This window comes from Paenibacillus silvestris (assembly GCF_009882985.1).
GTDB classification, from domain to species: domain Bacteria; phylum Bacillota; class Bacilli; order Paenibacillales; family NBRC-103111; genus Paenibacillus_E; species Paenibacillus_E silvestris.
In genome coordinates, this window is sequence record NZ_WTUZ01000039.1 from 607410 (window position 1) to 633614 (window position 26205).

The window sequence follows — 26205 nt, forward strand, 5'->3', positions numbered from 1 at the left end:
AAACTATGTGGAGAATCGCAATCATTGACGATGATCGCCAAGTGCTTCAGGGCATGAAGTTGGCCATCCCTTGGGAGGCGCTGAATGCCGAATACGTCGGGGAAGCCATGACCGGTGAAGATGGTTTACAAATGGTATTGGAAGCTCAGCCGGATATCGTCATTACGGACATTTATATGCCTGTCATGAATGGTATTGATATGATTGAGCGGTTGCGTGAAGAGGGGTTTCAAGGGAAAATTATCATACTAAGCGGCTATTCCGATTTTGAATTCGCAAGGCAGGCCTTACGGTTTCAGGTAAGTGATTATGTGTCCAAGCCTATTTCCTTGCAAACGCTTAACTCTGTTCTTTCCAAAGTGATTGAGGAGCTTACGGATGAGGAAGAACAACGAATGAAGCAGGTTGATCTTGAGCAGAAGCTATCGATGTACGAGCCTTTTGTCCAGAGGGAATGGGTTCAATCCGCCGTTGCGGGCACACTCGGAAGTAACTGGCATGAGTCTATGCTGCCGCCTCAGTTTCATTATTGGCAAAACAAAACACATATTGTCTTGGGAATCGAAATTGTTCGTGATTTACGCGCCAGTGAAGTCTTGCTGTCGGATTGGAACTTATTCCGATTTGCTGTTCATAATATCGTTTCGGAGATCGTTAGAGAGCAATTTGAAAATTATGAATACACCAATCTGCACAGCACACGCTCAGCGTTGTTGTTACATCTAGATACAGAGGAAGCATACACGGATTCCTTAGTGAAGTTAACTAAGCTCTCCATCCGAATCATAGAATGCATTAGACTTCATTTGAAATTAACGGTTCGTGTTGGTATTGGGGCGATTAAATCGCATTGGATGGATATTCCCGATTCTACGGAAGAAGCCTTCCGTGCTATGGACCTCAAGGAGCAGCGCGTAAACACCATCTATGATGTGTTCATGTACAGCAATACGTTCAAAGGGGAAAAGGAAACGGCTAGAATACGGCCTGTGAAATTATATTCTGAACTTGCCGGGGCAATTAAAATATCTCACGAGGCCAGGGCTTATGAGATTATCGAGATGCATGTAGAAGCGATTGAGCGGAATATGCTGTCGAGTACACCTGATTACCTACAGATGCTGGCGGGTGAGCTTTGGGGGATTTTTGCTTATTGCCTGTATGAGGTTGGGATGGTGCTGGATGATCTGTTTTCCAATGAGCAAGTGGTCATGGAAATGGCTGGTATTACCAAGTCTGAGCATCTGGCCAAATGGTTAAAAGAGAAAATATCCGTGATTTGCACAAGCAGAGAATTCAAGGGAAACAGCAAGCATCAGCAAGTCGCCGACTTCATGACACAGTATATCCATGAACACTATATGGAAGATATTAATCTCACTGATTTTACAAGCAAAGTTTACGTCTCTAGAAATTATCTGGCTATCATCTTTAAAAATGCTACAGGAGAAACCTTTAACAACTATCTGACTCGTGTACGAATCGAGAAAGCAAAGGAGCTGCTCTTGGATCGCAATATGCTGGTTTATGAAGTGGCCAAAAGAGTGGGGTATAAAAACGTTCCCTATTTTAGCAACCTGTTCAAAAAATATACCGGCATGAATCCAACTGACCTAGTGAAATGAAGTGAAGAAAATCAATCTTTCCATAGGGGTGAGTCCATTGTCTTTGCAACTTCATGATGTGAGTGGTTCCGTGCGGGACCAAGTGTATGAAGCGTTGAAGGATAACATGATTGAAATGAGCTGGAAGCCAGGGACGCTGATCTCGGAATCGATGGCTGCGGAGATGATGCTCGTTAGCCGCAGAGTCATTCGTGAAGCATTTGCGAGGTTGGCGAAGATCAGATTAGTGGACATTATTCCTCAAAAGGGCTGTTATATTACGAAAATCGATTTCACACATGTAGATGAAACCGGTTTCATACGAGAGCAGCTGGAGGCGGAAGTGATTCGCTTGGCGTGTATGAGGATGACGGCGGATCATATTACCGTGCTTCAGGATTTGCTTGAACAGCAGGAACTTGCTCTTGAAGCGCAGCAATTCAGAACATGCATAGAACTCGATGATCAGTTTCATGAACAGATCTTCATCGGCTGCAACATGGAACGTACATGGGCTGTCCTGCAGCAAAAGTCGGTGAATAGTAAGCGGGTTCGTTTTTTGATGGAGCCAACGATAGCGTACTGGCGGACGATGATTAGTGAGCATCAGGTGATTTTGCGAGCTATTCAGAGCAAGGACCCCGAGCAAGGGGTGGCCGTATTGCGTAACCATTTCACACTGCAGGATTTCGATAAGTTGGCTTTATTGCATAAGTATTCGATTTATTTTAAGTAGTCAGCTTGAGTGAAATCGCGGATATCCAATGCCGCATTTGTGCCGAATAAGCGAGACTGTGTCTGTTAGCGAAGTAGCAACAAGGCGTGAAATCAACAGAGAGGCTACTCCTCAGCCATTATTATGGCTATGGGGCAGTCGATTTCAATTAACAGGAAATTCTCCCGCTATTTCATGGAGTTACTCAGCTATAATGAGAATAAATGGAATTTCTCCTGTTAATTGAGACATTTGAGCTGGAAAACGGGATCTCGGAGCGGATTAGCTGGAGAATTTCCAGTTAATTGGATTTTCGAGCCTGGTCATGCTGAAATAGCGGGAGAATTTCCCGTTAATATTAAATTAGCTTACCGCGTGAGCGATTCGGTGAAGGGGGACGAACCTCTTTACTTCACAGATACAGTTGGTAAGAACAAAGAGGTTGCCCCTCCGTCATTTAAGATGACTTTAGGGCAGTCTCTTTGTCCTTCACGCGGAAGTAGCCCCCGGCGCCGTCCGTTGTTGCTATATAATCGGACATTCTTGAGCCGTTTGCACCAGGGAATAAGCGGAGTTTCGACTGTTTTATCGCGTTTGCATTTTCTTGATTTCAGCTGAAATCAAGAGTTGGAAGGGCTTACAAAAATGTCCGATAGGCGGAAAACGGATATGGCAGCATACTGAATCTACACCGCTCGCAAGGGCGATCAACTTTCTTGGAGGTGAAGAGGATGAAACGGGTGACTGCACCTAATTCAATAGAAATTGCGCAACCGGGTACCCGTGAGCATGCGAAACGCCGTGCAAGCATAACCGGAAGATTGCTGAAAGACAAATGGCTGTACGTGCTATTAGCTCCGGGATTGCTGTATTTCATTATTTTCAAATATGTCCCGATGTGGGGCGTGCTGCTTGCTTTTAAAAACTATCAGCCATTCCTTGGCTTTTGGAAAAGCGATTGGGTTGGCTTGGAGCATTTTCGCGTGTTTTTCACAAACCCTGAATTTTTTATGCTGCTTCGCAACACACTTTTGCTTTCATTTTATAATTTGCTGTTTTTCTTTCCGGCACCGATCATTCTGGCGCTTCTCTTAAATGAAGTTCGGTTGGCTTTCTTCAAAAGAACGATTCAAACGCTGATTTATGTGCCACATTTTATATCATTAGTTATCGTGGCGAGCTTGACGTATGTGTTCCTGACAACGCAAGGCGGGATTGTGAATGAGATGCTGGAGCAGTATACGGGTGCCAAGATCGATTTCCTGGCTAGCCCAGAGTGGTTCCGTCCGATGATCATCGTTCAAACCATTTGGAAGGAATGCGGATTTGGCACAATTATCTTCCTTGCTGCTCTGGCAGGTGTGGATGTTGAGCAATATGAAGCTGCCATTATGGATGGCGCCAATCGCTTCAGACAAGTGTGGCACATTACACTGCCTTCGATTCGAAGCACGATCATCATTCTCCTTATTCTTCGGATGGGGGATGTGCTGGACAATGGTTTCGAGCAAATTTTCTTGATGCTGAACCCCTTGAATAGGGAAACAGCGGAAGTTTTCGATACTTATGTGTATATGATGGGGATTACGCAAGGCGCTTTCAGTTACAGTACTGCGGTTGGTTTATTCAAAGCCATCGTCGGCGTCATTCTTGTGCTCGGGGCAAACTGGCTGGCGAAGCGTTTCGGCCAATCCGGCATTTATTAGGTGAAGGAGGAGAGGCACATTGAATACAAAATACAGAAGCTTATCAGGGACCATCTTCGACGTAAGTAATTATATCCTGCTTAGTATTATCGGTATCGTGGCCGTTCTGCCCTTCATCTATGTGGTAGCCGGTTCATTCGCCTCGGATACGGAGCTGACGCAAAGAGCGGTCTTCCTGATTCCGAAAACGTTCACCTTATCGGCTTACCAATTTATTTTTTCAACGGATACGATTTTGAAAAGTATTTGGGTTTCGCTTTACGTAACCATTCTGGGTACGATGGTTAATCTCTTTTTTACCGTAACGATGGCGTATGCCCTGTCCAAAAGAGGGCTTATGGGACGAAATACGGTCTTGAACATGATTGTTTTCTCTATGCTCTTCGGTGGCGGTTTAATTCCGACTTATATCGTTATTCGCGAGCTGCATATGATTGATACTTATTGGGCTCTAATGATTCCGGGGGCAATCAGCGCTTTTAATCTGATCATCGTCAAAAACTTCTTCCAAGAGCTCCCACAAGAGTTGGAGGAAGCGGCCAAAATTGACGGCTGCACAGAGCTTGGCCTTCTCTGGCGCATTGTTCTTCCTTTATCCATGCCAGTTCTGGCTACATTCACTTTGTTTTATGCGGTTGGCCATTGGAACAACTTTTTCTCCGCCCTGTTGTATCTCAACGATCCCGCCAAATGGCCGCTTCAGGTCATGCTGAGGCAGATTGTCCTGCTCTCGCAAATGGCGGCAGGCGATATGACCACAGTCGATCCGCAATTCGTGAAGCAGCAGGAGCAGTCCATCAAAATGGCGGTTATCGTCGTCGGCACCATTCCTATTTTGCTCGTCTATCCGTTCCTGCAAAAGCATTTTGCCAAGGGGGTCCTTATTGGATCGGTCAAAGGGTAAACGGATTACGATAGTTAATCTTTACAGTTTCTCGGCAATTCAGCTTAGGCCATGCCTGGAGACTGCCCATTTTAAAGGAGGAGCGATCATATGAAAAAGAACTCAAAAAAATGGATTTCCGTCGCAGCAGTCAGTACAGTGGCTATGACAACTATTGTTGGCTGCAGCAGCGGAGGTAAGGATGCCGCAACTACTCCTTCATCCGCAGCATCAGCTGCACCAGGTGCAGCTACGCCTGCCCAGCAGCAAGCTCCGCTGGATCTTAACGTCATGCTGCCGATTTTCAAAACAAACTTTCCGAAGGACGACGGTCCGGTTGTGACAGAAATCGAGAAAAAGACCAACACGAACATCCATTTGGAATGGGTACCTAACGCATCCTATACGGATAAATTCAACATCACGCTCGCTTCTGGCAAGCTTCCTAGTATCATCTATGTACCTGACGTGAAAAATCCGAGCTTTGTGAATGCAGCGAAGTCCGGCGCGTTCTGGGAAGTAGGAAAATATTTGAAGGATTTCCCGACGCTAAATCAGGCGAATTCCATCATCATGAACAACTCTTCTATCGATGGCAAAAACTACGGTGTTTACCGTGGACGTGCGCTTGGCAGAAACGGTATCAACTACCGAAAAGACTGGTTGGAAGCCGTGGGCCTGCAGCCGCCTAAAACGATTGATGATTTCTATACTATGCTGAAAGCGTTTAAAGAGAAGGATCCGGACAAAAACGGTAAAAATGACACGTACGGTATGGTTATGGTGAAATGGACCGGTCAGTGGGCAAGCAGCTTTGATATTATGAAGCTGTGGTTCGGCGCTCCGAACAAATGGGGGGTTGTTGACGGCAAGTTGGTGCCTGAGCATCAAACGCCGGAGTACCTGGAAGCTTTGAAATTCATGAAAAAACTGTATGATGAAAAGCTGATCAACCAGGACTTTGCTGTATTTGATTCGGCAAAATGGAACGACCCTGTTGTCAATAACCAAGCCGGCGTCATCATTGACGTTACGGATAATGCTGCTCGTTTGGACGATAAAATCCACCAGACGCTTGCGAAAGAAGGCAAAGATAAGCCCGATATTCACTATATTGATAACATGATTGGCGTCACAGGCAAATCGGGTCTCAAAGCGCTGCCAACGTCCGGTTTCGCTGGATTGCTCGCCATTCCGAAATCGTCGGTGAAAACGGAAGACGATGTGAAACGCGTACTGAAATTCCTGGATCAAATGAACTCGCCGGAGCTTACAACAATGGCTGGTTATGGCTTGGAAGGCAAGCACTATACCAAAGAAGGCGACGCCGTAGTGCCTAGCAAGGATTCCGCGCTTCTGGAATCCGAAGTTGAAGGCTTGAACCAAATGTTGCCGTTCATTCCAGAGGATCGAGGCTTGAAAGTGAAGCAAACACCACTTCGCCTGCAAACGGCCAAAATTCAAAAAGAGGCCGAGCAGTTCATCGTGGCTAACCCTGCTGAGCCATTTATCTCCCAAGTTTACTCGCAGAAAGGTCAGCAGCTCGACAATGTTATCAATGATGCACGCATCAAATTCATCGTTGGGCAAACGGACGAAGCGGGCTTGAAAACCGCGTTTGAAACGTGGAAAAAATCAGGTGGCGATGATTTGGTGAAAGAAATGAACGAGCTTTATGCAGCTGTGAAGAAGTAATGGCTGAATAAGTCCAGCAATAGTTGGCCCAGGCACTCAGGATCCGTAGCGGATCTTGGGTGCCTTTTGTGCTAGTTGCCTCCATCTCGGTAGGTTACCGCAGGTTAGCGGAACTACAGGGCGCTATTCCGCCAAAAATGGCGATTGGCGGGATTAGAGGGAACTAGGGTCCGCTATTTCGCGACGCGGGGCTGATATTTGGCCGATGGAGGCGAAATAAGACCCTGTAGTTCCCAACCCACCCCTGAAACCGTGCTTTTCACCAAAATAGGGGAATGGAGTTCCCTTATTTGCGATAGGGTCTTAACTGCACCAGGGGATCCCTCCAAAAAGTCGGAAAAGTAGGGGAAATACACTGAAATTTAACTTCCCATCGCCAACTTTCCGTAATATGCTCAAGGTTATAGTGTCAATCGCTGGAAGCTAAACTTAAGAATGGGTTGGTGAAAACATGCGCTTAAGCACCGTTAAAGCAAGATTCGGTAACAGGCAGGGCCGGACGGACGGCGGCAAAGGCCGCTTTTTTAGAAAAAGCCTGATCATGATTTTTATCGTCTCCGGCATCCCGGGACTCATTATGGGTGCGCTGGTGTATTGGATAGCCGGCGGGCGAGTCGAGAGCGAGCTGCTGCAGCTGCATTACGGGCAGATCGAGCAGCGTTCCCAGAACATTGACGATCAATTGAGCAATCTTGAGCTGCTGCTGTCACACTGGGCATTTGACAATAAATTCGATTACAGCCTGAATGGTTTCGATTTCGTGAGAAATTTCGAAAGAACGCAGGATATTACGAGAACGCTAATTGCTATGCAGGGCTCCAATGCGCTGGTGAAGAAGGCCGAGCTGTATGTCGGCGGTTCGAGTACCGTCCTTTTTAATCCTGAATATACCGTGCTGGATAACAAGACGACATCTGGCATGTACGATAAGCTGATTCATGGCAAAAATGTAACCTACTGGACGCAGTGGTCCTTTGATGCGGCGCATCCGAATACGAAGGATCTGACGCTAATTCATCATATTCCTGGTGGGAGCCTGCATCCTTTTGGCGTCTTAGTCTTTAGGTTTGACAACGATAAAATCGCGAACATGTTGAAAACGATGACACCGTACGATGAAGGCGAAACTTTCGTGTTGCAAAATGCGGGTGAGCTTTATGTCTCATCTGCCGGAAGCGCTTCCAATTCACCTTTCGTCACGGCTTTACGGGAGAAAATCGCATCCCTGGGCGCCCCCAAAGGCTCCTTCTTCTTAGATTATCAAGGGAAGACCTATACGGTTTCCTATGGCAGCTTATCCCGAATTGCCGACGATTGGACTTACGTATCCGCTTCTCCAATCACAAGCATCATCTCGCCTGTGGTGTTTATTTCCAAGGTGATCATCACGGTAAGTTTGATCGCTTTGCTGCTCGCTGCTCTGCTTTCTTGGCTGGCTTCGCGGAGCATTTATTTGCCCGTCAAACGACTCGTCACGCTGCTAGGCGGTCACGCGAATTGGGCCGGTCGAGTAGACGAATTCACCGTGATCGAAAAGCAGTGGCGAGACCTGCACACGGAAAGTCTTGAGCTGAATACCAAGCTAAAGGAGCAGCTGCCGCATGTGAAAGACAGCTTTCTGCACCAATTGCTGCAGGGCTACCTGAACGAGTACTCAGAGGAAGACTTGCTCAGCCGTATGGAGCGGTTTAAGTGGGATGTGAGGCATCGCCACTATACGGTGCTGTATGTCCAGTTAGTCGGCATGACGAATTTGGATGGGACGTTCCGCCATGGCGATGAGGGGCTTGTGACCTTTGCGGCGGTCAACATGATCAAGGAGCTGGCGGCCCAACATTTCGAGCAATGCGATACGCTCAATTTCCATGACCTTACGGCAGGTCTGCTGCTTATTACACCTGAGAATCAATCTGTCGTGGATGACTTTGAGATTTTCAGTGAAGAGTTGACACAGTACATTAATCGCATTCTGAAAATGCACGTCACTATCGCGATCAGCCGCCCAGTGACGCATATTTCGGATGTTCCGCTGGCTTTTGACAGAACGAAACAGGCAGTCAGCTACCGTAATTTTGAAAATGTCAATCAAATTATCGATATGGAGAAGGATCATCTGAATGGCGATGACGCGTCGGAGCCTCAATATCCATTTGCGCTGGAGCGGGAGCTGATTCAGGCGCTTCGTACTGGCCGGGAAGAGGAGGCGCATGACATGCTGGCATCGTTCCTTGACGCATTATCTGGCAAAGGAGCAAAGGAGATCGACGTGCAGCAAGGCATGCTGCATTTGCTCGGCAACGTTCAGCACGCGATTATGGTTTCCGGGATTAACCCGAACCGGCTGTTCAAAGGGGCAAATTTGTACGAGCAGCTTTCCCAAATCAGAGAGCCTCGGAGAATCCTGGAGTGGTTCAAGATCAAGGTCCTCGCCCCATTTCAGCAGGAGCTGTCAGGCCGCTCTGATGCACAGGTCAAGCGTATGATCGAGCAAGCGATGATTTATTTGCAGCAAAATTACAGGAAAGATATTTCGCTTGATAATTGTGCGGATCATACCGGCACCAATCCGTTTTTCCTGAGTAAGACGTTCAAACAGGTGACCGGGAAAAACTTTATCGATTATTTAACAGAACTGCGAATGGACAAAGCCAAGGAATTGCTGCGCGAGTCAGAGATTAAAATTTGCGATGTTGCCGATCAGGTCGGCTATCAGCACAGTTATTTTAACCGTATTTTTAAAAAGCTGGAAGGCATGACGCCCACCCGTTATCGGGAGCTCAGCCGGAGTACATGAACGCGTGAACAATAATGTTTTAATGGCATAAAAAAGTGCAAACCGCCCCAGTAGCCCGGGCAATAATGTCTCATTGTAGGCAAGAGGTCTCATTTTTACAATGAAGTTATGAGGGGAAGGGAGATGCATGCATGTGGCAACGGAAACGAAAGTGAAGCTGAGCAGGTTAACCAAAGATAAAGTGGCGTCTATGCCTGTAGGCATGACTTGGGGAATACCGTGGAGGGAAGGCGAACTGCGCAGGGAGGAATCGCTGCTTCTAGCACAAGCAGATGGCGAGGGAGCCATACCGCTGCAAAGCTGGCCGACGGCTTATTGGCCGGATGGCAGTGTGAAGTGGTCTGCCCATGCGGCGGCAGTTCCCCACCAGGCAACGGACAGTTTCGTCATTAAAAAAGGAAGAGGACCTATCCCTGACAAACGTGTCATAGTTCGTGAAACTGACGATACGATTACGCTGGATACAGGTGTGATGCTCTGCACGCTGGGCAAGCAGGGCGCTCATTGGCTCCGAAGCATCGTCCGCCAAGGGGCGGAAGTGTGCAGTGGAGGCCATTTGATCTGCCTGAAGGAGTCTCGCTCCGAGGTATCCGGGACTCGGACGGTGAAGGAAGAGCCATTCGAAAGCCGTGTTCATCAGGCCGTCGTGGAGCAGAACGGGCCAATCCGCGCGGTGGTGAAGCTCAGCGGAAGGCACCGTGCGGTTCATGGCTCGCGGGAATGGCTACCTTTTACAATGCGGCTGTATGTCTATGCGGGGCTGGAATCGATTCGGCTTGTGCATACGTTCCATTATGATGGCAACCCGAACGAGGATTTTATCAAAGGGCTTGGCATCCGTTTTGCGGTGCCGATGCGTGGCAGCCACTATAATCGGCATGTTCGGTTTGCCGGGGATAGCGGGTATTTCAGTGAATCGCCGAAAACGCTGCACACACGGCGTACAAAGGGGAAATACCGTGACCTGTTTGAACGCCAGACGTTAGGCGAAACGGTTGACTTCGATCCGCAGGAGGACGGCTATTTCTTAAGCCTATTGGATGATTCGGCAACGTGGGACAGCTTTAAGCTCGTTCAGGATTCATCCGATCACTACCGGATCTGGAAGCAAACGAAGGCCGTATGCAGCTGGGTGAAAGTGACGGATGGACAACGGGCAGGCGGGCTTAGCTATGTTGGCGGGGAAGGCGGCGGCTTGGCTGCAGGGCTGCGCCATTTCTGGGAAAAGCATCCGTCAGGTTTTGATGTGCAAGGTATGGCAGAGGCAGAAGCCACGTTGACGGTATGGCTGTGGTCGCCGGACAGCACGCCAATGGATCTTCGCCATTACGATACGGAAACACATGTGGAGTCATCCTATGAAGGTGCGGACGAGCTTCGCGCCACGCCGTATGGCATCGCGAACACGAGCGAGATGGCGTTATGGTGTTTGGCAGCGACACCTGGCCCTGAGCTGCTGGACAGCTTGCTTGCCGAGATGCAAGATCCGTCTTTGCTTGTTTGTGAACCGGCGTATTATCATGCTGCGCGCGCTTTTGGTTATTGGAGCCTTGCTGATCGGAGCAGCTTGGCGAAAGCATCGCTGGAGCAACGGCTGGACGGCATTATTGCGTTTTACCAGGACGAGGTGGAACAGCGCAAATGGTACGGGTTCTGGGACTATGGTGATTACATGCATAGTTATGATCCCGTTAGACATGTGTGGAACTACGATCTTGGCGGATGTGCTTGGCAAAATACAGAGCTGGCGCCAAATATGTGGCTGTGGATCATGTTTCTGCGCTCAGGCAGGAGGGATATTTTCCGCATGGCGGAGGCGATGACTCGGCACACGAGCGAAGTCGATGTGTACCATTTCGGCGAATATGCCGGACTTGGTTCAAGGCATAATGTGGTGCATTGGGGCTGCGGCTGCAAGGAAGCTCGCATTGCCATGGCAGGCCTTCATCGCTACTACTATTATTTGACGGCTGACGAGCGGATCGGCGATGTGATGGATGAAGTGAGGGATTCGGACTTCACGACTGTGAATTTGGACCCGATGCGAGCCTACTTTCCGAAGGATGAGCACCCGACTCATATCCGTGTAGGCCCGGATTGGGCGGCCTTCAGCTCCAACTGGATGACCCGTTGGGAACGTTATGAGGATACATTTTACAGGGACAAAATGATGGTAGGGATCGAATGCATCAAAGAAGCAAACTACGGACTGATCTCCGGGCCTACTTATGGGTATGATCCGAAAACAGGTGTGCTAACGCCGCTTGGTGATGATAACTATGACCGTCATTTGGCCATTTGTATGGGTGGCCCACAAGTATGGTTCGAACTCGCCGGCATGCTGAAGGATCCGAAGTGGGAAGAAATGCTAGTCGATTTCGGTGTTTATTATAACAAATCGCAAGAAGAGAAGGACCTGCTGACGAAAGGGGCGATTAGCACCAAGCACTTCGGGCACCCTGTGCTGAGTGCGGCAATCGTGGCTTTTGGCGCGTACTACAAGCAAGATCAAGAAACAGCACGTGCATGCTGGTCCATTCTTTTGGGCAACGCATTCGCCCGTGTCGATTTGAAAGTAGATGCATCGCATGTCACGCATGTGAACGACCTCAAGGAGATCGATTGGATGAATACGAATGAGGCGGCGCAATGGTCACTCAACACCATTATCGCTTTGGAGTTCATTCCGGATACGTTGCCGGAGGAGCAGCGCTGATGGAGGGAATGCCGAATGGAATACGGGAATATGCAAGTCTTTGCACCTTGCTAAAGAGTTAACATACGGAGGGATATTGGATGCAACAAACGTTGAAGGAAGCGCATCTTATTGCGAAAATAGATATTCAGGCGGCGGGTCCGCGCTGCAAAATGCTGCTCGGCGATCTGAACGGAGACGGCAGGATGGAGGTGCTCTTGGTGCACCCTGACAACCGCCAAGATGTCAGGTACATTCCCCATCAGGTACAATGCTTGACTGCGTTCGACTTGGAGGGCAATCTACTTTGGCAGACTGGCAAGCCGGATTCCGGAGCGGGAAGCCAAGGGTCGGATTATCCTGCGCAAATTGCAGATATTGACGGTGATGGACGCTTAGAGGTTCTATGCGTGATGGACAATCGATTCTTGATTTTGGATGGGCAAAATGGGCAGGTAAAAGCATCTCATGCATTACCTAGCGAGCACGCTCACGATTGTATTATCGTAGCGAATTTGACGGGCGGTTGTGCGGCGGGAGATATCATTCTGAAAGATCGCTATCACACCCTGTGGGCGCTCGATCGCTCGTTTAATCTCCTGTGGAAACATGAGGGCAACCCAGGGCATTTCCCTTGGGTTTACGACTTCGACGGCGACGGGCTTGATGAAGTCATGGCTGGTTATGACCTGCTTGACCATGATGGCCAGCTGCTCTGGAGCTGCCGGGATTTGGACGATCACGCAGACTGTATATGGGTTGGCGATGTGAATGGCGATGGGGAGCCGGAGCTAGTGATCGGCGGCAGTGTCACGGTCATGTATGATCGCCACGGGCAAGAACTCTGGCGTTACGAAGGCTCGATCGAGTCCCAGCATATCGCGCTCGGCCGATTCCGCAACGACTTGCCGGGCCTTCAGATCGCAGGCCTCGATCGTCTCGTGCGCGAGGATGACGGCAAGGGTTTGAAAGGCAAAGACGCGCTTTTCCTTTTGGACAGTGAAGGGCGAGAGATCTGGAAGGAAGATCGCCAAACCGACGGCTGGCTGACCATCATTGAACCTCTCCGCGGTTGGGAGAAGGGCGCAGCGGATTACATTTTAGCTTATCGTCGTGGCGGGGGTGTATGCCCAACCTTATATGACGGCCATATGAACGCGGTCGTTTCTTTTCCACTCGAAGGTTATGTGGTGCATGCTGATTTATTCGGAAGCGGGAGCGAGCAGGTTATTATCTTTAATAACGAAACGATGGCGATTTATGCGAGTCAGCCTTATGATGTGACCGAGAAGCCTTCCGGTGTACCGCTGCCTCAGCCGAAACGGTTGTCCAGCTCCACGTTGTATCCCGGCGGCGAGATCCCAATCTAATGGAGGAAGACATGAAGATGAGTCCCTATTTTCAACCAACCGAATCAATCGCTGGCAAAGCCAAGTCTGACGAACATATACTAGCGACTATCGCTGGAAGGTTCATCGGCGCTAACCCTAAGCATCCTCCGGTTTATCGGATCTACTCGGCGGAAGGCTTTCGCCGTGAAGCGGATTACCGCTACGAAATGGATTTTGCGCAGAGATGGCCAGAGCTGGAGAACGGGCAGTTTGTCTACGTCTGGGGGAAGCTGTGGAGCGATGGGGAGATCGAGCATCCATTCAGCGTAAGCTGCTATTGCCCTGTACGTATTATGGTGAACGGGACGCAGCAATTCGCGTCAAACCTGAATGACGATGTGTTTCCGGAGCGGAGCAGCTATTTCCGTGCCAAACTCAGCAAAGGCTGGAATCACATCGTTATGGAATTCGTGGCAACGGCGACGGGCTGTGGCGGTAAGTTCGGAACAGGGAGTATCAAAGGTTTCCCGATGCATATGCTTGCCCCAATAGCTGACCGGGACGGTCAAGAGGGCTGGGTATACAGCAGCCCGCAATCGGCGACATGGGAAGTCATGCCAGGTAGCGCGGAAGAGAAAGACTGGGCAAGCTCGGCTGTCGATAAGTGGTATCCGCGAATGGCGTGGACGCCAGAGGAATTGAACAGCGGGTGCTTCAGCCGCATTTACGGCGAAAAGCCAGGGCAGATCGCCTATGCGTGGACGAAGCTGGAGAACAGAAACCCAAGCGTGCAAAGGGTCAGGTTAATAGGTGTGTATCAAGGCCAACTAACCGTGTACTTAAATGGCACTCCCGTGTTCGAGAAGCATTTAACGGATGGCTCGCTTGAGATGATTCTTGCGATCCCGTTTGGTGCCCACGATCTCGTTGCCTGCTCTACTTGTGAGGGTTCGATTTGGGGTGTTAACCTAGAAATCGAACACGCGAGCACGGAAGAAGCCGCTCCTGTGAAGCGAATCCCGCCTTATCCTGTTGAAGGACTAACGGATGGCTGGTTGTACGCAGGACCTTTCTCAGCTGATAATGCTCCGCACCCAGCCACAATTACTCGCATGGATGCACCGCTTGGCTCAGAAGATGAGCGCACTTTCTGGCGCGCTGATATGCCTGGAGCTTGGGTACGGCCTTATCTGGAGAATGCCATTTACGGAAAATGGAATTATCCGCTTGGGGTGACACTCTACGGCATCCTGCGAACAGGTCAGGAGTTAGGGGACCCGCATTACACGAACTACGCCGCAGATCATATCGAACAATGCACCACGTTGTTCGCTTATAGCCGTTGGGATCAGGCGCAATATGGCTCGCCGGGCGTGAATCACCAACTGACGCTGATCGACAGCTTGGATGACTGCGGCTCCTTTGGCGCTGCCATGCTGGAGGCAGGCAAGCTTCGAGCACTGGATGGGGCAGAGGCAGCAGCCGAACACATAGCCCATTACATTACGCGAGAACAAAGCCGGCTTGAGGATGGGACATTGTACCGAACGCGAGGGACAACTGACTTCATGAAGGATACGGTTTGGTGTGACGATTTATATATGAGCACGCCGTTTCTGAGTAAATACTACGAGCTTACAGGTGATGCTGCGTATCTGGATGATGCAGCGAAACAGTTTCTGCGATATAAAAAGCTGATGTTTATTCCTGAGCAAGGCATCATGCATCATGTATTCGATTTTAAATTCAGCAAAGGAAATGGCGTGCCTTGGGGACGAGGCAATGGCTGGGTGCTGTTTTCGTTAACCGAACTTCTGGCGGTCATGCCTAGCGAGCATCCAGAACGTCCCGAGTTATTGGCATTTTTTCGTGAGCTGTGCCTAGGGTACAGGCGCTTACAGGGGATGCAGGGCTTATGGCATCAAGTGCTGACAGACCCGGAGTCGTATGCGGAAGCTTCCTGCACATCGATGTTTATCTACGCTTTCGCTAGAGGCGTCCGTTTCGGCTGGCTGGAGGAGGCAGCTCCTTATGTGGAGGCTGTGCTGCAAGGTTGGGAAGGTTTAACGCGTTATGCCATCGACAAAAATGGAAATGTGTACGGCGTATGCCGAGGCTCGGGTTATTCGTTCAATAAGCTGTACTATAAAGATCAGCTGTCTTGGCAGTTGAACGATACGCATGGAATCGGCATTGTGTTGTTGGCTGGCATTGAAACGATGAAGCTGAGGAAGCATTTATCGGCTTGCAGCCACTTTTGAAATTTTCAGGAGAAATCCCTTAAATTAACAGGAAAAACTACCGCTATTTAATTGAGTAACACTGCTTCTGGGTAAATAAATGGAATTTGTCCTGTTAATGGGGACGATTGAGCCAGAAAGTAGGGGAGTCGGCGTGGATTAACGATATAATTTCCAGTTATTTGTTTATTTTTAAAGAGGCTGTTCCAAGTCATCCAATGACCGTGGGACAGCCTCTATTTGTATACCGAAGCAAATGGCCGTTGGAACCCGCTAGATTACAAATTGCTGATTAGATTCATATTGTAGATTCCGATAGTTGCGAAATTGTAGATCCAATTCTAGAATGGTTTGATTGAATTGACCGAATGATCCTTTATAATGAAAGACAGCAAGAGGACAGGAAGTGTTCATAGGAGGAGCGTCGGTTATGGTACGAAACTTTAAGAAATTTAGCAATAGTGTAGCGTTTAAGTGGATCGTCTCCTATGCCATAATTATGATTATTCCTTTGATTGTAAGTGCGATCGTCTATTTGCAAACAACACAAATTATTGAATATGAAATTCGGCGGGCCAGTAATGCCATGCTGAATCAAGTGAAATTCATTGTTGATAATGAGTTGAAACAAACGGAGAAACTCGCCGCTCAGCTTACCATTCAACCGGATATCAAGAGATATTTGCAGCTTGATAAGGCGGCAGAATCCGAGAATGCATTCCCTATCTACAAAACGGGACAGGAACTTAGCAATTACAAGTCTATTAATGATTTTATCAGTGGCATTTATATTTACTCGTCCCAACTGGATAAGGTTTTAACCAATGAAACCTATGTGGATTCCAAATTGTTCTATGAAATGACCCATCAGTCTCCTCAAATGTCTTATGACACGTGGTTGGCTAGTGTGCAGGAACCAAACCAGAAGGAATATCAATTGATGCCAATTACGGAGTTGGACAGGCCAGGAGAGACAGTTGTCTTCATGGAATCGTTAACGAACAAGGTTGAGCGAACACAATCCGGGATGTTAATGATGCCGATCAACAGAAACAACATTCAGCATTTGCTGGAAAACGTGGATTGGGTGAATAGGGGCAGAATTTTCATTGTCGATCAGCATGATGAGATCCTGTTTCAAAACCGTAATGGAGAAACTGTACCGAAATCGTACTATCAATCTTTACAAGGCTCCGACAGCATGACGACAATTGTGGAATCAGATACCACGGCATGGCGATATGTGAGTGTATTTCCCTCTGATGTATTCTGGGAACGAGCAAGAGAAATTCGCAATTTGAACTTAATAGGACTGTTGATTTGCTGTCTGATCGGAGCCGGTGTGATCTCGTATTTTGCTAAGAAAAATTACGGTCCTGTCCGTGAACTGGTTCATGTATTTTCTCGCTTCAAGAAGGACAGTGAAGGCGACAAAGATGAATACGCCTTCATTCGGGAGAGTGTGCTTGCGACTTTGCAGGAGCGGGATGATATGAATAATCAGCAGCACCAGCAATTTCGAGTGCTCCAGGGCTACTATTTGTCACGACTGTTAAAGGGGCATGTGGAAGAATCATTATCTGTAGAAGAAGCAGCGGAAATCTATCGGTTACAATGGACATCCGAGCAGTTCACGGTACTGCTGTTTCATATAGAGTTAGCCCAAGATAGCCGCAAAACTTCGCTGGAGTTATCACATTTTATTGTTTCAAATATCGTGATGGATCTGATTCGCCGCAGGCACTTGATTCATTTTACTGATTTGGACGGTATGCTCGGAGCCATCGTGAACATGAATCCGATCCATACAAGCTCTTGGAAAGAGGACATTGAACAAGCGCTCTCGGAAGGGTTGGAATTTATCGAGCAGCGTTACGGATTGACCTTTGCTGTAGCAGGAAGTGAACGGCAGGTTGGCCTCAAAGGGATTCACCAAGGTTTCTTGCAAGCGCTTGAAGCTAGAGAATATAGCCTGCTCCTTAATGAAGATGGATTTATTTGGTATGGGAATGTTAAACAAGAGGAAACAGATTACTATTATTCCATGAATGATGAGCTGATTTTGATCAATATTATCAAGGTTGGAGACTTGCCTAAGGCTACCGAGCTGTTGGATGAGCTGATTGAAGGTATTTTCAGCCGGCAATCCTCTATTGAAATGATTAAATGTGCGATGATTGATCTGGCCAGTACGATGATGAAGACCATCCCTTTAGAAACGAGTAAATCGGCTATTTGGGAAGAGCGCCGCCCAGTCAAACGATTGCTGAGCTGTTCCACACGCGCGGAATTCCGGCGAGAGCTGCTAGAGATTGTCACGCTCGTCTGCGAACGTGTTCAGTCCCGGATGTCTCTTGCGAGCCATATGGGTATTGGCAATCAGGTGGAAGAATACGTAAAATCCAATTTTACGGATGATAATTTAAGCGTCTCCATGATCGGGGCGCACTTTGGCATCACACCTCAGTACGTGTCCAAAGTATTCAAGGCGCATGCAGGACAGGGTCTCCATGACTATATTAGCCAGATTAGGATGGGAGAGGCGAAACTTCTCTTGGACGAGGGAGCTTCTATTGATGAGACAGCGCTGAAAGTCGGTTTCACCAGCAGCAGCGCGTTTATTCGAGTGTTCAAAAAATATGAAGGCATCACGCCAGGTCGATACAAAAGCTTGCCCTAGCAAATTTAGCTGTGAATAACCAAAAAGACGATTGTAGTCAAATTGACGATCGTCTTTTTTTCATACTGTCAATCGAGTTGCGAAATTGAACATTGTCGGTGAAGATCAGGTCGATTACATTGGGAAAGCGACAGATCAACTTACTTTTACTTTCCAATTGATGAGGGGGATATTGTTAATGAAATCAATAAGATCAAGCAAGCTGCGCAGTTCCGTAGCTCTTATAGTAGGTTCCGCGCTGCTCTTGTCGGGCTGTACGGGAGGCCAGAGCAATGAAGCAGCGCCTTCGACAGCAGCGAATACAAGCAGCAATGCCAACTTCTCTTATCCGATGCCAGGGAATACACAGCTTACGTTCATGACGGAAGCGCTCGGCGGCATTCCTGAGAGAATGCCGATTGATGATGAATACCAGAAGCGAACAGGCATCGCCATTAAGCATTTGGGCGGCACGCCGATGGCAGATCAGAAGTTCAGTTTGCAGCTTGCATCCGGTGAGCTTCCTGACATCTTCCTGAATACATGGCTGCAATATCCGGGTGGTCCGGAGAAAGCGGTAGAGCAAGGTTATATATTGAAGCTGAACGATTATATCGATAAATACGCGCCTAACCTGAAGAAAACGCTGCAGGACAATCCGGAGATCGATAAAATGATCAAAACGGATAACGGCACTTACTACGCATTCCCATTCATCCGTTCGGAGGCTGGTCGCGTGTATGGAGGCCCTATTATTCGCAAAGATTGGCTTGACGAGCTAGGACTCGCTATTCCTGAGACCATCGATGAGTGGTATACAGCGCTGAAGGCATTTAAGGAGAAGAAGAATGCGGCGGCACCGGTAACTTTCCGTACGATTTTCCTAGGCGAACGTACTGGGGGCTTCGCTGGCGCATATGGCGTCATGGGCAACTATTATGTGAAAGACGGCAAAGTTGTCTACGGTTATTTGGAGCCAGCGTACAAAGAGTATCTCAAGACGATGAGTAAATGGTACAAAGAAGGGCTCATTGATAAAGACTTTGCGTCGATCGATGCAGCGACAGTCGACAAGAAGATGACATCCCAAGTGAGTGGGGCCACATTCGGCTGGCAATTCTATATCGAGAAGTACAATTCGACTGTACAAGCGACAGACCCTAAAGCGAACTATGTGGCTGCACCGTACCCGACATTAACGAAAGGGACAAAGCCTGAATTCGGGCAGTTGGACAATGCCTATGCAGGTACGAGTTCTGCGGCCATTTCGGCTAAAACCAAGAACATTGAAGCAGCCATGCGTTGGTTGGATTACGCCTATTCCAAAGAAGGCAGCATGCTGAATACTTTCGGTATCGAAGGCGTTACCTATGCGTTGAAAGACGGCAAGCCTGCGTATACCGATATGGTCGTCAAGAATCCGCAAGGTCTGGGCAGTGACCAAGTTATGATGCAATACGCACATGGCACGAATTTCCCAATGATTCAGCAGGATAATAATTTGCCAGCGAAATATAAGCAAACGACAGAGGCCATTGATATTTGGAAAAATACGAATCATGCGAGTCATTTGCTGCCGCCGGTAACGCCGACTGCGGCAGAAGCGGATGAAATGTCCTCCATCATGAACGATATTAACGCGCTGGTGAAAGAGGCGGAGCTGAAAATTATTCTTGGAGCTGAGCCGATCGAAGCGTATGACAAGTATGTTCAACAAATGAAGAGTATGGGAATTGAACGCGCGCTTAAAATTCAACAAGCGGCTTATGAACGATATATGAAGCGATAAGGAAAGCCGAGGCTGGGGACCGCCGCTGCCAAGCAGCAAGCAGCGGTCCTTTGCTCGAAGCCGATCAGGGGTTATACGAAGGAAGGTGGAGCGATGACCAGCTTAAGAAGAGATTTGATACGCAACAAGTGGCTTTACATCATGATACTCCCCGTCGTCATCTATTACATTGCTTTTCAGTATGCGCCGATGTATGGCGCGATCATTGCCTTTAAACAATTTGTGCCTGCCAAGGGAATCCTGGGTAGCGATTGGGTGGGCTTCAAACATTTCAATGATTTCTTTTCCAGTATTTATTTTTTTCGGGTGATCAAAAATACCATTTTGCTCAGCATGAGCAATCTGCTTTTCGGATTTCCGGCGCCCATTATTCTTGCTTTACTCTTAAATGAATTAAAGAGTCCGATATTTCGCCGCATTACGCAAACGATTACGTACATGCCCCATTTTATTACGCTGGTCGTAGTTGCGGGCATCATTCGGTATTTTACGCTATCAGATGGATTAGTTAACGACGTGATCGCCTTTTTCGGCGGGGAACGGGCATCCTTCCTGCAGCAGCCGGAGTCGTTTCGTCCCATCTATGTCATCAGTGAAATCTGGCAGCAAGTAGGCTGGGGAACCATCATTTATCTAGCAGCGATATCTGGTATTGATCAGCAACAGTACGAAGCAGCCAAGATCGACGGGGCTACGAAGTTTCGTCAAATCTGGCATATTACGCTGCCGGGTATCCTTCCTACCGTTATGATCATGCTCATTCTCGCGTTAGGTAATCTAATGAACGTTGGCTTTGAGAAGATCATTCTGTTGTACAGCGCGAGCATCTACGATACCGCGGATGTCATTTCCACTTTCGTGTATCGGAAGGGGATTCTGGAATTTAACTATGGCTTTAGTACAGCAGTAGGCTTATTCAATTCCGTCATCAATTTCATCATTCTTCTGATGGCTAATTATCTCAGTAAGAGGGTCAGTCAGAACAGCTTGTGGTAAGGAGGAAACGACGATGAACCGACCGACTTTTGGAGAAAGAGTCTTTGATGGAATGAATAGTTTGATTATGGTGGTATTAATTCTAGCCACGTTATACCCATTGCTATATATTTTGTTCTCCTCATTGAGTGATGGCAACAGGCTGATCTCATTCGATGGCATCTTGCTGTGGCCGCAAGGTTTCTCGCTCGATGGCTACAAAGCCGTCTTTAGTAATACAACGTTTCTTCATGCTTTTAAAAATACGTTCTTCGTGCTGTTTGTTGGCTTGGCGATCAATCTAACCTTAACTTCACTCGGTGCTTATGTGCTATCCCGAGATGATGTGAAGCTAAGCAAGCCAATCATGTTTTTCATTGTATTTACGATGTTTTTCCAAGGCGGACTCATTCCTTTCTATTTGATCGTAAAGTCTTATGGGATAACCAACACCTTATGGGCGTTAATTCTGCCATCAGCGATCAGTACCTTTAATTTAATTATTATGCGAACGTATTTTCAGGCTTTGCCGAAAGAGCTGGAGGAATCGGCCTTCCTGGACGGAGCCGGTCACTTCACCATCTTGTTTCGCATTTTCCTTCCGTTATCCATGCCTGTTGTAGCCGTGATGATTCTGTACTATGGGGTAGGGCACTGGAACAGCTGGTTCAATGCCATGATTTTCCTGCGTGATCAGAGTTTATTCCCCGTTCAACTGGTGGTCAGGAACATTTTATTAGAGAATGACAGCGCCAACATGATAGGCACGACGACACTTACACATAGTCAGAGTGTTTCCGAAACGCTTAAGTATGCAGCCATTATCGTAACGACGCTTCCGATTTTAGTTTTGTATCCTTTTTTGCAAAAGTATTTTGTAAAAGGGGTTATGGTTGGCGCGTTGAAAGGCTGATGAGTTATCGAATGATTTATTAATTAGGACAAGAAGGCTGCCGATTGATTTCGACAGCCCTTTTTGTAGAGGAGGGCTTAAGCTCGTGAATAAGAAGACGCTCTTTAATGACGGATGGGAGTTTGCGAAAAGCAGCTTGGAAACGACTGATTGTACGGGTCTAGCGTTCGAGCCTGTGGATCTTCCCCATGACTGGCTTATTTATAACACGCTGGATCTGTATGAAAACAGTATCGGATGGTATCGCAAGACCTTTCATATGATCGAAGAAGATCGGCATAAGCAGCTTTTACTTCATTTTGATGGCGTGTATATGGATTCTTCGGTCTATGCGAATGGGAAGCTTGTAGGGGAATGGAAGTATGGGTATTCCTCCTTCGAACATGAGATTACAGATGCCCTCACCCTAGGGGAGAATGAAATTGTTGTGAAAGTTGTCCATCAGAGCCCGAACAGCCGATGGTATTCTGGTGCAGGCATCTATCGCAATGTGTGGCTCAAGACCAGAGAGCATAATCATATTGCTACGAATGGTATCTATGTTTCAACGAAGAAAACGGATAAAGGCTGGCAGGTTGAAGTCGATACAGAAGTAAGCCTAACTGAAGACGTGTTGATTTCGCATTCGATCCTGTTAGGCGATCAAATGATTGCTTCTGTAAGTGCGGCGGAGAGGGCTGTCATAGGCAGTGAGGCAGCCATCGTTAATGTTAATCAGCAGCAACTGTTTGTTCAGAATCCTGAGCTATGGAGCACAGATGCTCCAAATCTCTACAAGTTGATGACCAGATTAGAGCTGGTCTCTTCGAAACGTGAAATCGAGATTATTTCGCAGAATCTAGGATTTCGAACCTTTGTTATGGACGCCAATGAGGGCATCCATTTGAATGGGCATAAGATCAAATTAAATGGGGTTTGCGAGCACCATGATTTAGGAGCTTTAGGGGCCGCATTTCATCAAACAGCGATGAAGAGAAGGCTGGAGATCCTGAAAGAAATGGGTGTCAACGCGATTCGGACCGCTCATAACATGCCGGCCTCAGACTTCATGGACCTTGCAGATGAGATGGGCATGCTTGTCGTCACGGAAGCTTTCGATATGTGGGAAAGACCCAAAACCAAGTTTGATTACGCCCGATTTTTTAAGGAATGGGCTTTCGCTGATGTGAGAAGCTGGGTGATGAGGGATCGGAATCATCCAAGCTTGCTGATGTGGAGTATCGGCAATGAGATTTATGATACGCATGCGGGTGAGCGAGGACAAGAAATAACCCAGATGCTGATGGACTATGTCCAGCAGTTCGACCCCAGAGTAAACGCAAGGGTGACGATTGGCTCCAATTACATGCCCTGGGAGAATGCTCAAAAATGTGCCGATCTAGTTAAGGTCGCCGGATATAATTATGCAGAAAAGTACTATCACAAGCATCATGAGGCGCACGGAGACTGGATTATCTATGGCAGCGAGACATCTTCTGTCGTGCAGAGCCGGGGGATCTACCACTTCCCGTTCGAAAGATCCATTCTTGCCGATGATGACGAACAATGCTCCGCGCTTGGAAACAGCCCGACAAGCTGGGGGGCCAAATCTGCGGAAGCTTGCATCATCGCGGAGAGAGACGCACCGTTTTCGCTTGGCCAGTTTATATGGACGGGGTTTGATTATATCGGTGAACCGACGCCGTATCATACGAAAAATTCCTATTTTGGGCAAATCGATACCGCAACTTTTAAGAAAGACTCCTATTACATCTATCAAGCGGCTTGGACGGATTATAAAGTGAAACCGATGGTACACATCTTCCCATATTGGGATTTCAATGAGGGTCAGATGATCGATGTCAGGGTCTGTTCCAATGCACCGAGGGTTGAACTGCAGTTTAATGGCATTAAAGTAGGCAGCTATGACATTGATCATAAACAGGGTACACAGCTTGTTGGCTGGTGGAAGCTCCCATATCAAGAAGGGGAACTGAAGGCGATTGCCTATGATGAACAGGGACATATCATTGCTACCGATAGTCGCCAATCGTTCGGAGATGCGAAAAAAATCCGTTTGACGGCGGATAAAGAAACGCTTCTAGCGGGTGGCACGGATCTCATTTTCCTGGAAATCGGGATGGAAGATGAAGACGGGCATACTGTAGAAAATGCCAATAACCGCGTGCATGTTCATGTGACGGGAGCAGGCCGGTTGCTTGGTCTGGATAACGGAGATAGCACCGATTATGATCCCTATAAGGGACTGAGCCGAAGGCTGTTTAGCGGCAAGCTGATGGCTATCATTGGAGCAACGACAGAGCCTGGAAAAATTCAGGTCGAGGTGCGCTCAGAGGGCTTGGATGGCCGTTCGTCCAAAGAATTTGAATCTTTGCCAGCAGAAAAGGGGACGCTTGTTGGTGTTTCCGCAAATACCCGGAATCAAGAGCTGCCGTGTGTCATGGGAAGCAGCGAGGAAATTCCTCTTCGTAAAATAGAAATCATTAGCGAAGATGGACAACTATTGGATCAAACGAACAAAGAGATGAAGGTAAGGGCTAAATTGCACCCTGCAAACACTTTTTATCAAGAAGTAGAGTGGAGTGTAGTAGATGCTGCTGGGATCATATCCAATATCGCGATGGTGGAAGCGAAGGGTCTAGAAGCGAAGATCACTGCGCTTGGTGATGGCGAGTTCCGTCTTCGCTGCACGAGCAAGAATGGCAGTGACAAGACCAAAATTATATCCCAATTGGAATTTAATGTGGCTGGTCTAGGGACAGCTTATCTGGACCCTTATGGTTTTATATCCGCTGGCTTATATGATTATAGCAAGGGTGAAGTAGGCAACGGGAATGAACGAGGAGTAGCTACCAGCAGGGATGGCGAAACGCAAGTAGGCTTTCACCAGATTGACTTTGGCAGCCACGGTTCTGATACGATTACTATGCCTATATTCGCCTTGAGCAGTGAAGAATACGCTCTGCAAATTTGGGAAGGCATGCCCGAAGAGGAGGGAAGTTCTTTACTAGCCGATGTTATTTACCAAAAACCATCCAAATGGAATACGTATCAGGAAGAAACGTATCGGTTGTCCAAAAAGCTGCGTGGCATTACGTCAATCTGCTTTGTTCTTCGCCAGAAGGTGCATATTAAGGGGTTCACTTTCGAGCCAAGCAATAGGGCTTATGAGCATAACCTCGCGGTTGATTGCGACCACATCTATGGGGATACCTTCGAAATGACAGAAGCAGGCGTTGAGGGGATTGGCAATAATGTTTCCTTGGCTTATGAAGACATGGATTTCGGCCGTGATGGTGCAAAGAGGCTGGTTGTGTGCGGACGTTCGCCGATTGATAAAAACACGATTCAAATTCGGTTCGCGGATCAGAGTAGGGGGCAGAGCGGGGATCAGAATGTGGATCAGATCGGAGATCAGAACGGAGATCAGGATGGGGACCAGATCGGAGATCAGAATGGGCATCAGGACGGGGAAAGTACTCAGCTCGTGGAGTTCACAATGTCTGAAGGGTATGAGGAGCGGATTTATAAATTGGAAAAGGTCACTGGCGTTCACAAAGTAACGTTCATTTTCCTTCCGGGTTCCCAATTTGATTTTGGTTGGTTCCGGTTTGAGCGTTAACTATATTCAAAAGACGAAAAAGGCACGCCTGTATAGGCGTGTTTTTTTGTATTTAGATGTTTTTTACGTATTTATACGGCAGTTTTTCTATCTATGCCATCAGAGAGACTCCAAGAGACTCCGAGAGATCCCAAGGGCCCCATCGATACCGTTCCCTCGGAACGAGTTAACCGAACATGGGACCTATTTACACTTTACCTCCGATTTCTCCTGCTAATTTCCGCGATTGTCCCACTTTTTCCCAAGTAGCTCCAGTTTCTCCCGCTAATTCTTCCGGATTTAGAAGAATACGGGTATCTGCTGGTGATTTAGATGGAGTTTCTACCGTTATTTCATTCCCTGCCACTGAATAGCGCAGATTAACGGTAGTTTTTCCAGTTATTTCATCCGAGAAACTCCAAGGGTTCTCAATAGCCCCAATCGGTACCATTCCCTCGGAACAGATAACCGAACGGTCGAATTACTTGCACATAAAATCCCAAAGTAAAGTCTTATGCGATTCCCACTAGATTGGAAAATATCGATTTTCGATTGAATTATTCCGAGTGAAATAGTAAGATTAATTTAATTTTTAATTCACTTAT

General features: G+C 47.7%; 15 protein-coding genes. 14 read left to right on the top strand and 1 reads right to left on the bottom strand.

Annotated features, from left to right (window positions below):
* Positions 1 to 5: 5 nt before the first annotated feature.
* The 14 genes from GQF01_RS31820 to GQF01_RS31890 all read left to right on the top strand — a co-directional run bounded on the left by GQF01_RS31820 (position 6) and on the right by GQF01_RS31890 (position 25621).
* A complete protein-coding gene (locus GQF01_RS31820) occupies positions 6 to 1625 on the top strand; it encodes a response regulator transcription factor (RefSeq protein ID WP_161411066.1) in 1620 nt (539 codons plus the stop codon).
* 43 nt (positions 1626 to 1668) lie between these two features.
* A complete protein-coding gene (locus GQF01_RS31825) occupies positions 1669 to 2340 on the top strand; it encodes a GntR family transcriptional regulator (protein WP_161411067.1) in 672 nt (223 codons plus the stop codon).
* Positions 2341 to 3050: 710 nt separating this feature from the next.
* Positions 3051 to 4025, top strand: coding sequence for an ABC transporter permease (locus GQF01_RS31830; RefSeq protein ID WP_161411068.1), 975 nt, complete (start codon positions 3051 to 3053; stop codon positions 4023 to 4025).
* A 19-nt stretch (positions 4026 to 4044) separates the two neighbouring features.
* Complete coding sequence (locus GQF01_RS31835) at positions 4045 to 4929, top strand: carbohydrate ABC transporter permease (protein WP_161411069.1); 885 nt, start codon at positions 4045 to 4047, stop codon at positions 4927 to 4929.
* A 90-nt stretch (positions 4930 to 5019) separates the two neighbouring features.
* Positions 5020 to 6603 carry an extracellular solute-binding protein gene (locus GQF01_RS31840; RefSeq protein ID WP_161411070.1) on the top strand — a complete coding sequence of 528 codons (1584 nt, stop codon included), beginning with the start codon at positions 5020 to 5022 and terminating at the stop codon, positions 6601 to 6603.
* A gap of 451 nt (positions 6604 to 7054) precedes the next feature.
* Complete coding sequence (locus tag GQF01_RS31845) at positions 7055 to 9397, top strand: helix-turn-helix domain-containing protein (protein WP_161411071.1); 2343 nt, start codon at positions 7055 to 7057, stop codon at positions 9395 to 9397.
* A gap of 133 nt (positions 9398 to 9530) precedes the next feature.
* Complete coding sequence (locus GQF01_RS31850) at positions 9531 to 12113, top strand: exo-rhamnogalacturonan lyase family protein (RefSeq protein WP_161411072.1); 2583 nt, start codon at positions 9531 to 9533, stop codon at positions 12111 to 12113.
* Between the two features lie 80 nt (positions 12114 to 12193).
* A complete protein-coding gene (locus tag GQF01_RS31855) occupies positions 12194 to 13462 on the top strand; it encodes an FG-GAP-like repeat-containing protein (RefSeq protein ID WP_161411073.1) in 1269 nt (422 codons plus the stop codon).
* Between the two features lie 11 nt (positions 13463 to 13473).
* Entirely contained in the window at positions 13474 to 15684 is a 2211-nt protein-coding gene (locus tag GQF01_RS31860) for a glycoside hydrolase family 88/105 protein (RefSeq protein ID WP_235960727.1), read from the top strand.
* Between the two features lie 409 nt (positions 15685 to 16093).
* Positions 16094 to 18343 carry an AraC family transcriptional regulator gene (locus GQF01_RS31870; RefSeq protein WP_161411075.1) on the top strand — a complete coding sequence of 750 codons (2250 nt, stop codon included), beginning with the start codon at positions 16094 to 16096 and terminating at the stop codon, positions 18341 to 18343.
* A gap of 178 nt (positions 18344 to 18521) precedes the next feature.
* Positions 18522 to 20111, top strand: coding sequence for an extracellular solute-binding protein (locus GQF01_RS31875; protein ID WP_161411076.1), 1590 nt, complete (start codon positions 18522 to 18524; stop codon positions 20109 to 20111).
* A 93-nt stretch (positions 20112 to 20204) separates the two neighbouring features.
* Complete coding sequence (locus GQF01_RS31880; protein ID WP_161411077.1) at positions 20205 to 21107, top strand: ABC transporter permease; 903 nt, start codon at positions 20205 to 20207, stop codon at positions 21105 to 21107.
* A 13-nt stretch (positions 21108 to 21120) separates the two neighbouring features.
* Positions 21121 to 21999 carry a carbohydrate ABC transporter permease gene (locus GQF01_RS31885; protein ID WP_161411078.1) on the top strand — a complete coding sequence of 293 codons (879 nt, stop codon included), beginning with the start codon at positions 21121 to 21123 and terminating at the stop codon, positions 21997 to 21999.
* Positions 22000 to 22084: 85 nt separating this feature from the next.
* Positions 22085 to 25621 carry a glycoside hydrolase family 2 TIM barrel-domain containing protein gene (locus GQF01_RS31890; RefSeq protein WP_161411079.1) on the top strand — a complete coding sequence of 1179 codons (3537 nt, stop codon included), beginning with the start codon at positions 22085 to 22087 and terminating at the stop codon, positions 25619 to 25621.
* A 187-nt stretch (positions 25622 to 25808) separates the two neighbouring features.
* Here the strand turns inward: GQF01_RS31890 and GQF01_RS31895 are convergent, their stop codons facing one another.
* Positions 25809 to 26051, bottom strand: a complete 243-nt coding sequence (locus GQF01_RS31895; protein ID WP_161411080.1) for a hypothetical protein — start codon at positions 26049 to 26051, stop codon at positions 25809 to 25811.
* Between the last annotated feature and the right edge of the window lie 154 nt (positions 26052 to 26205).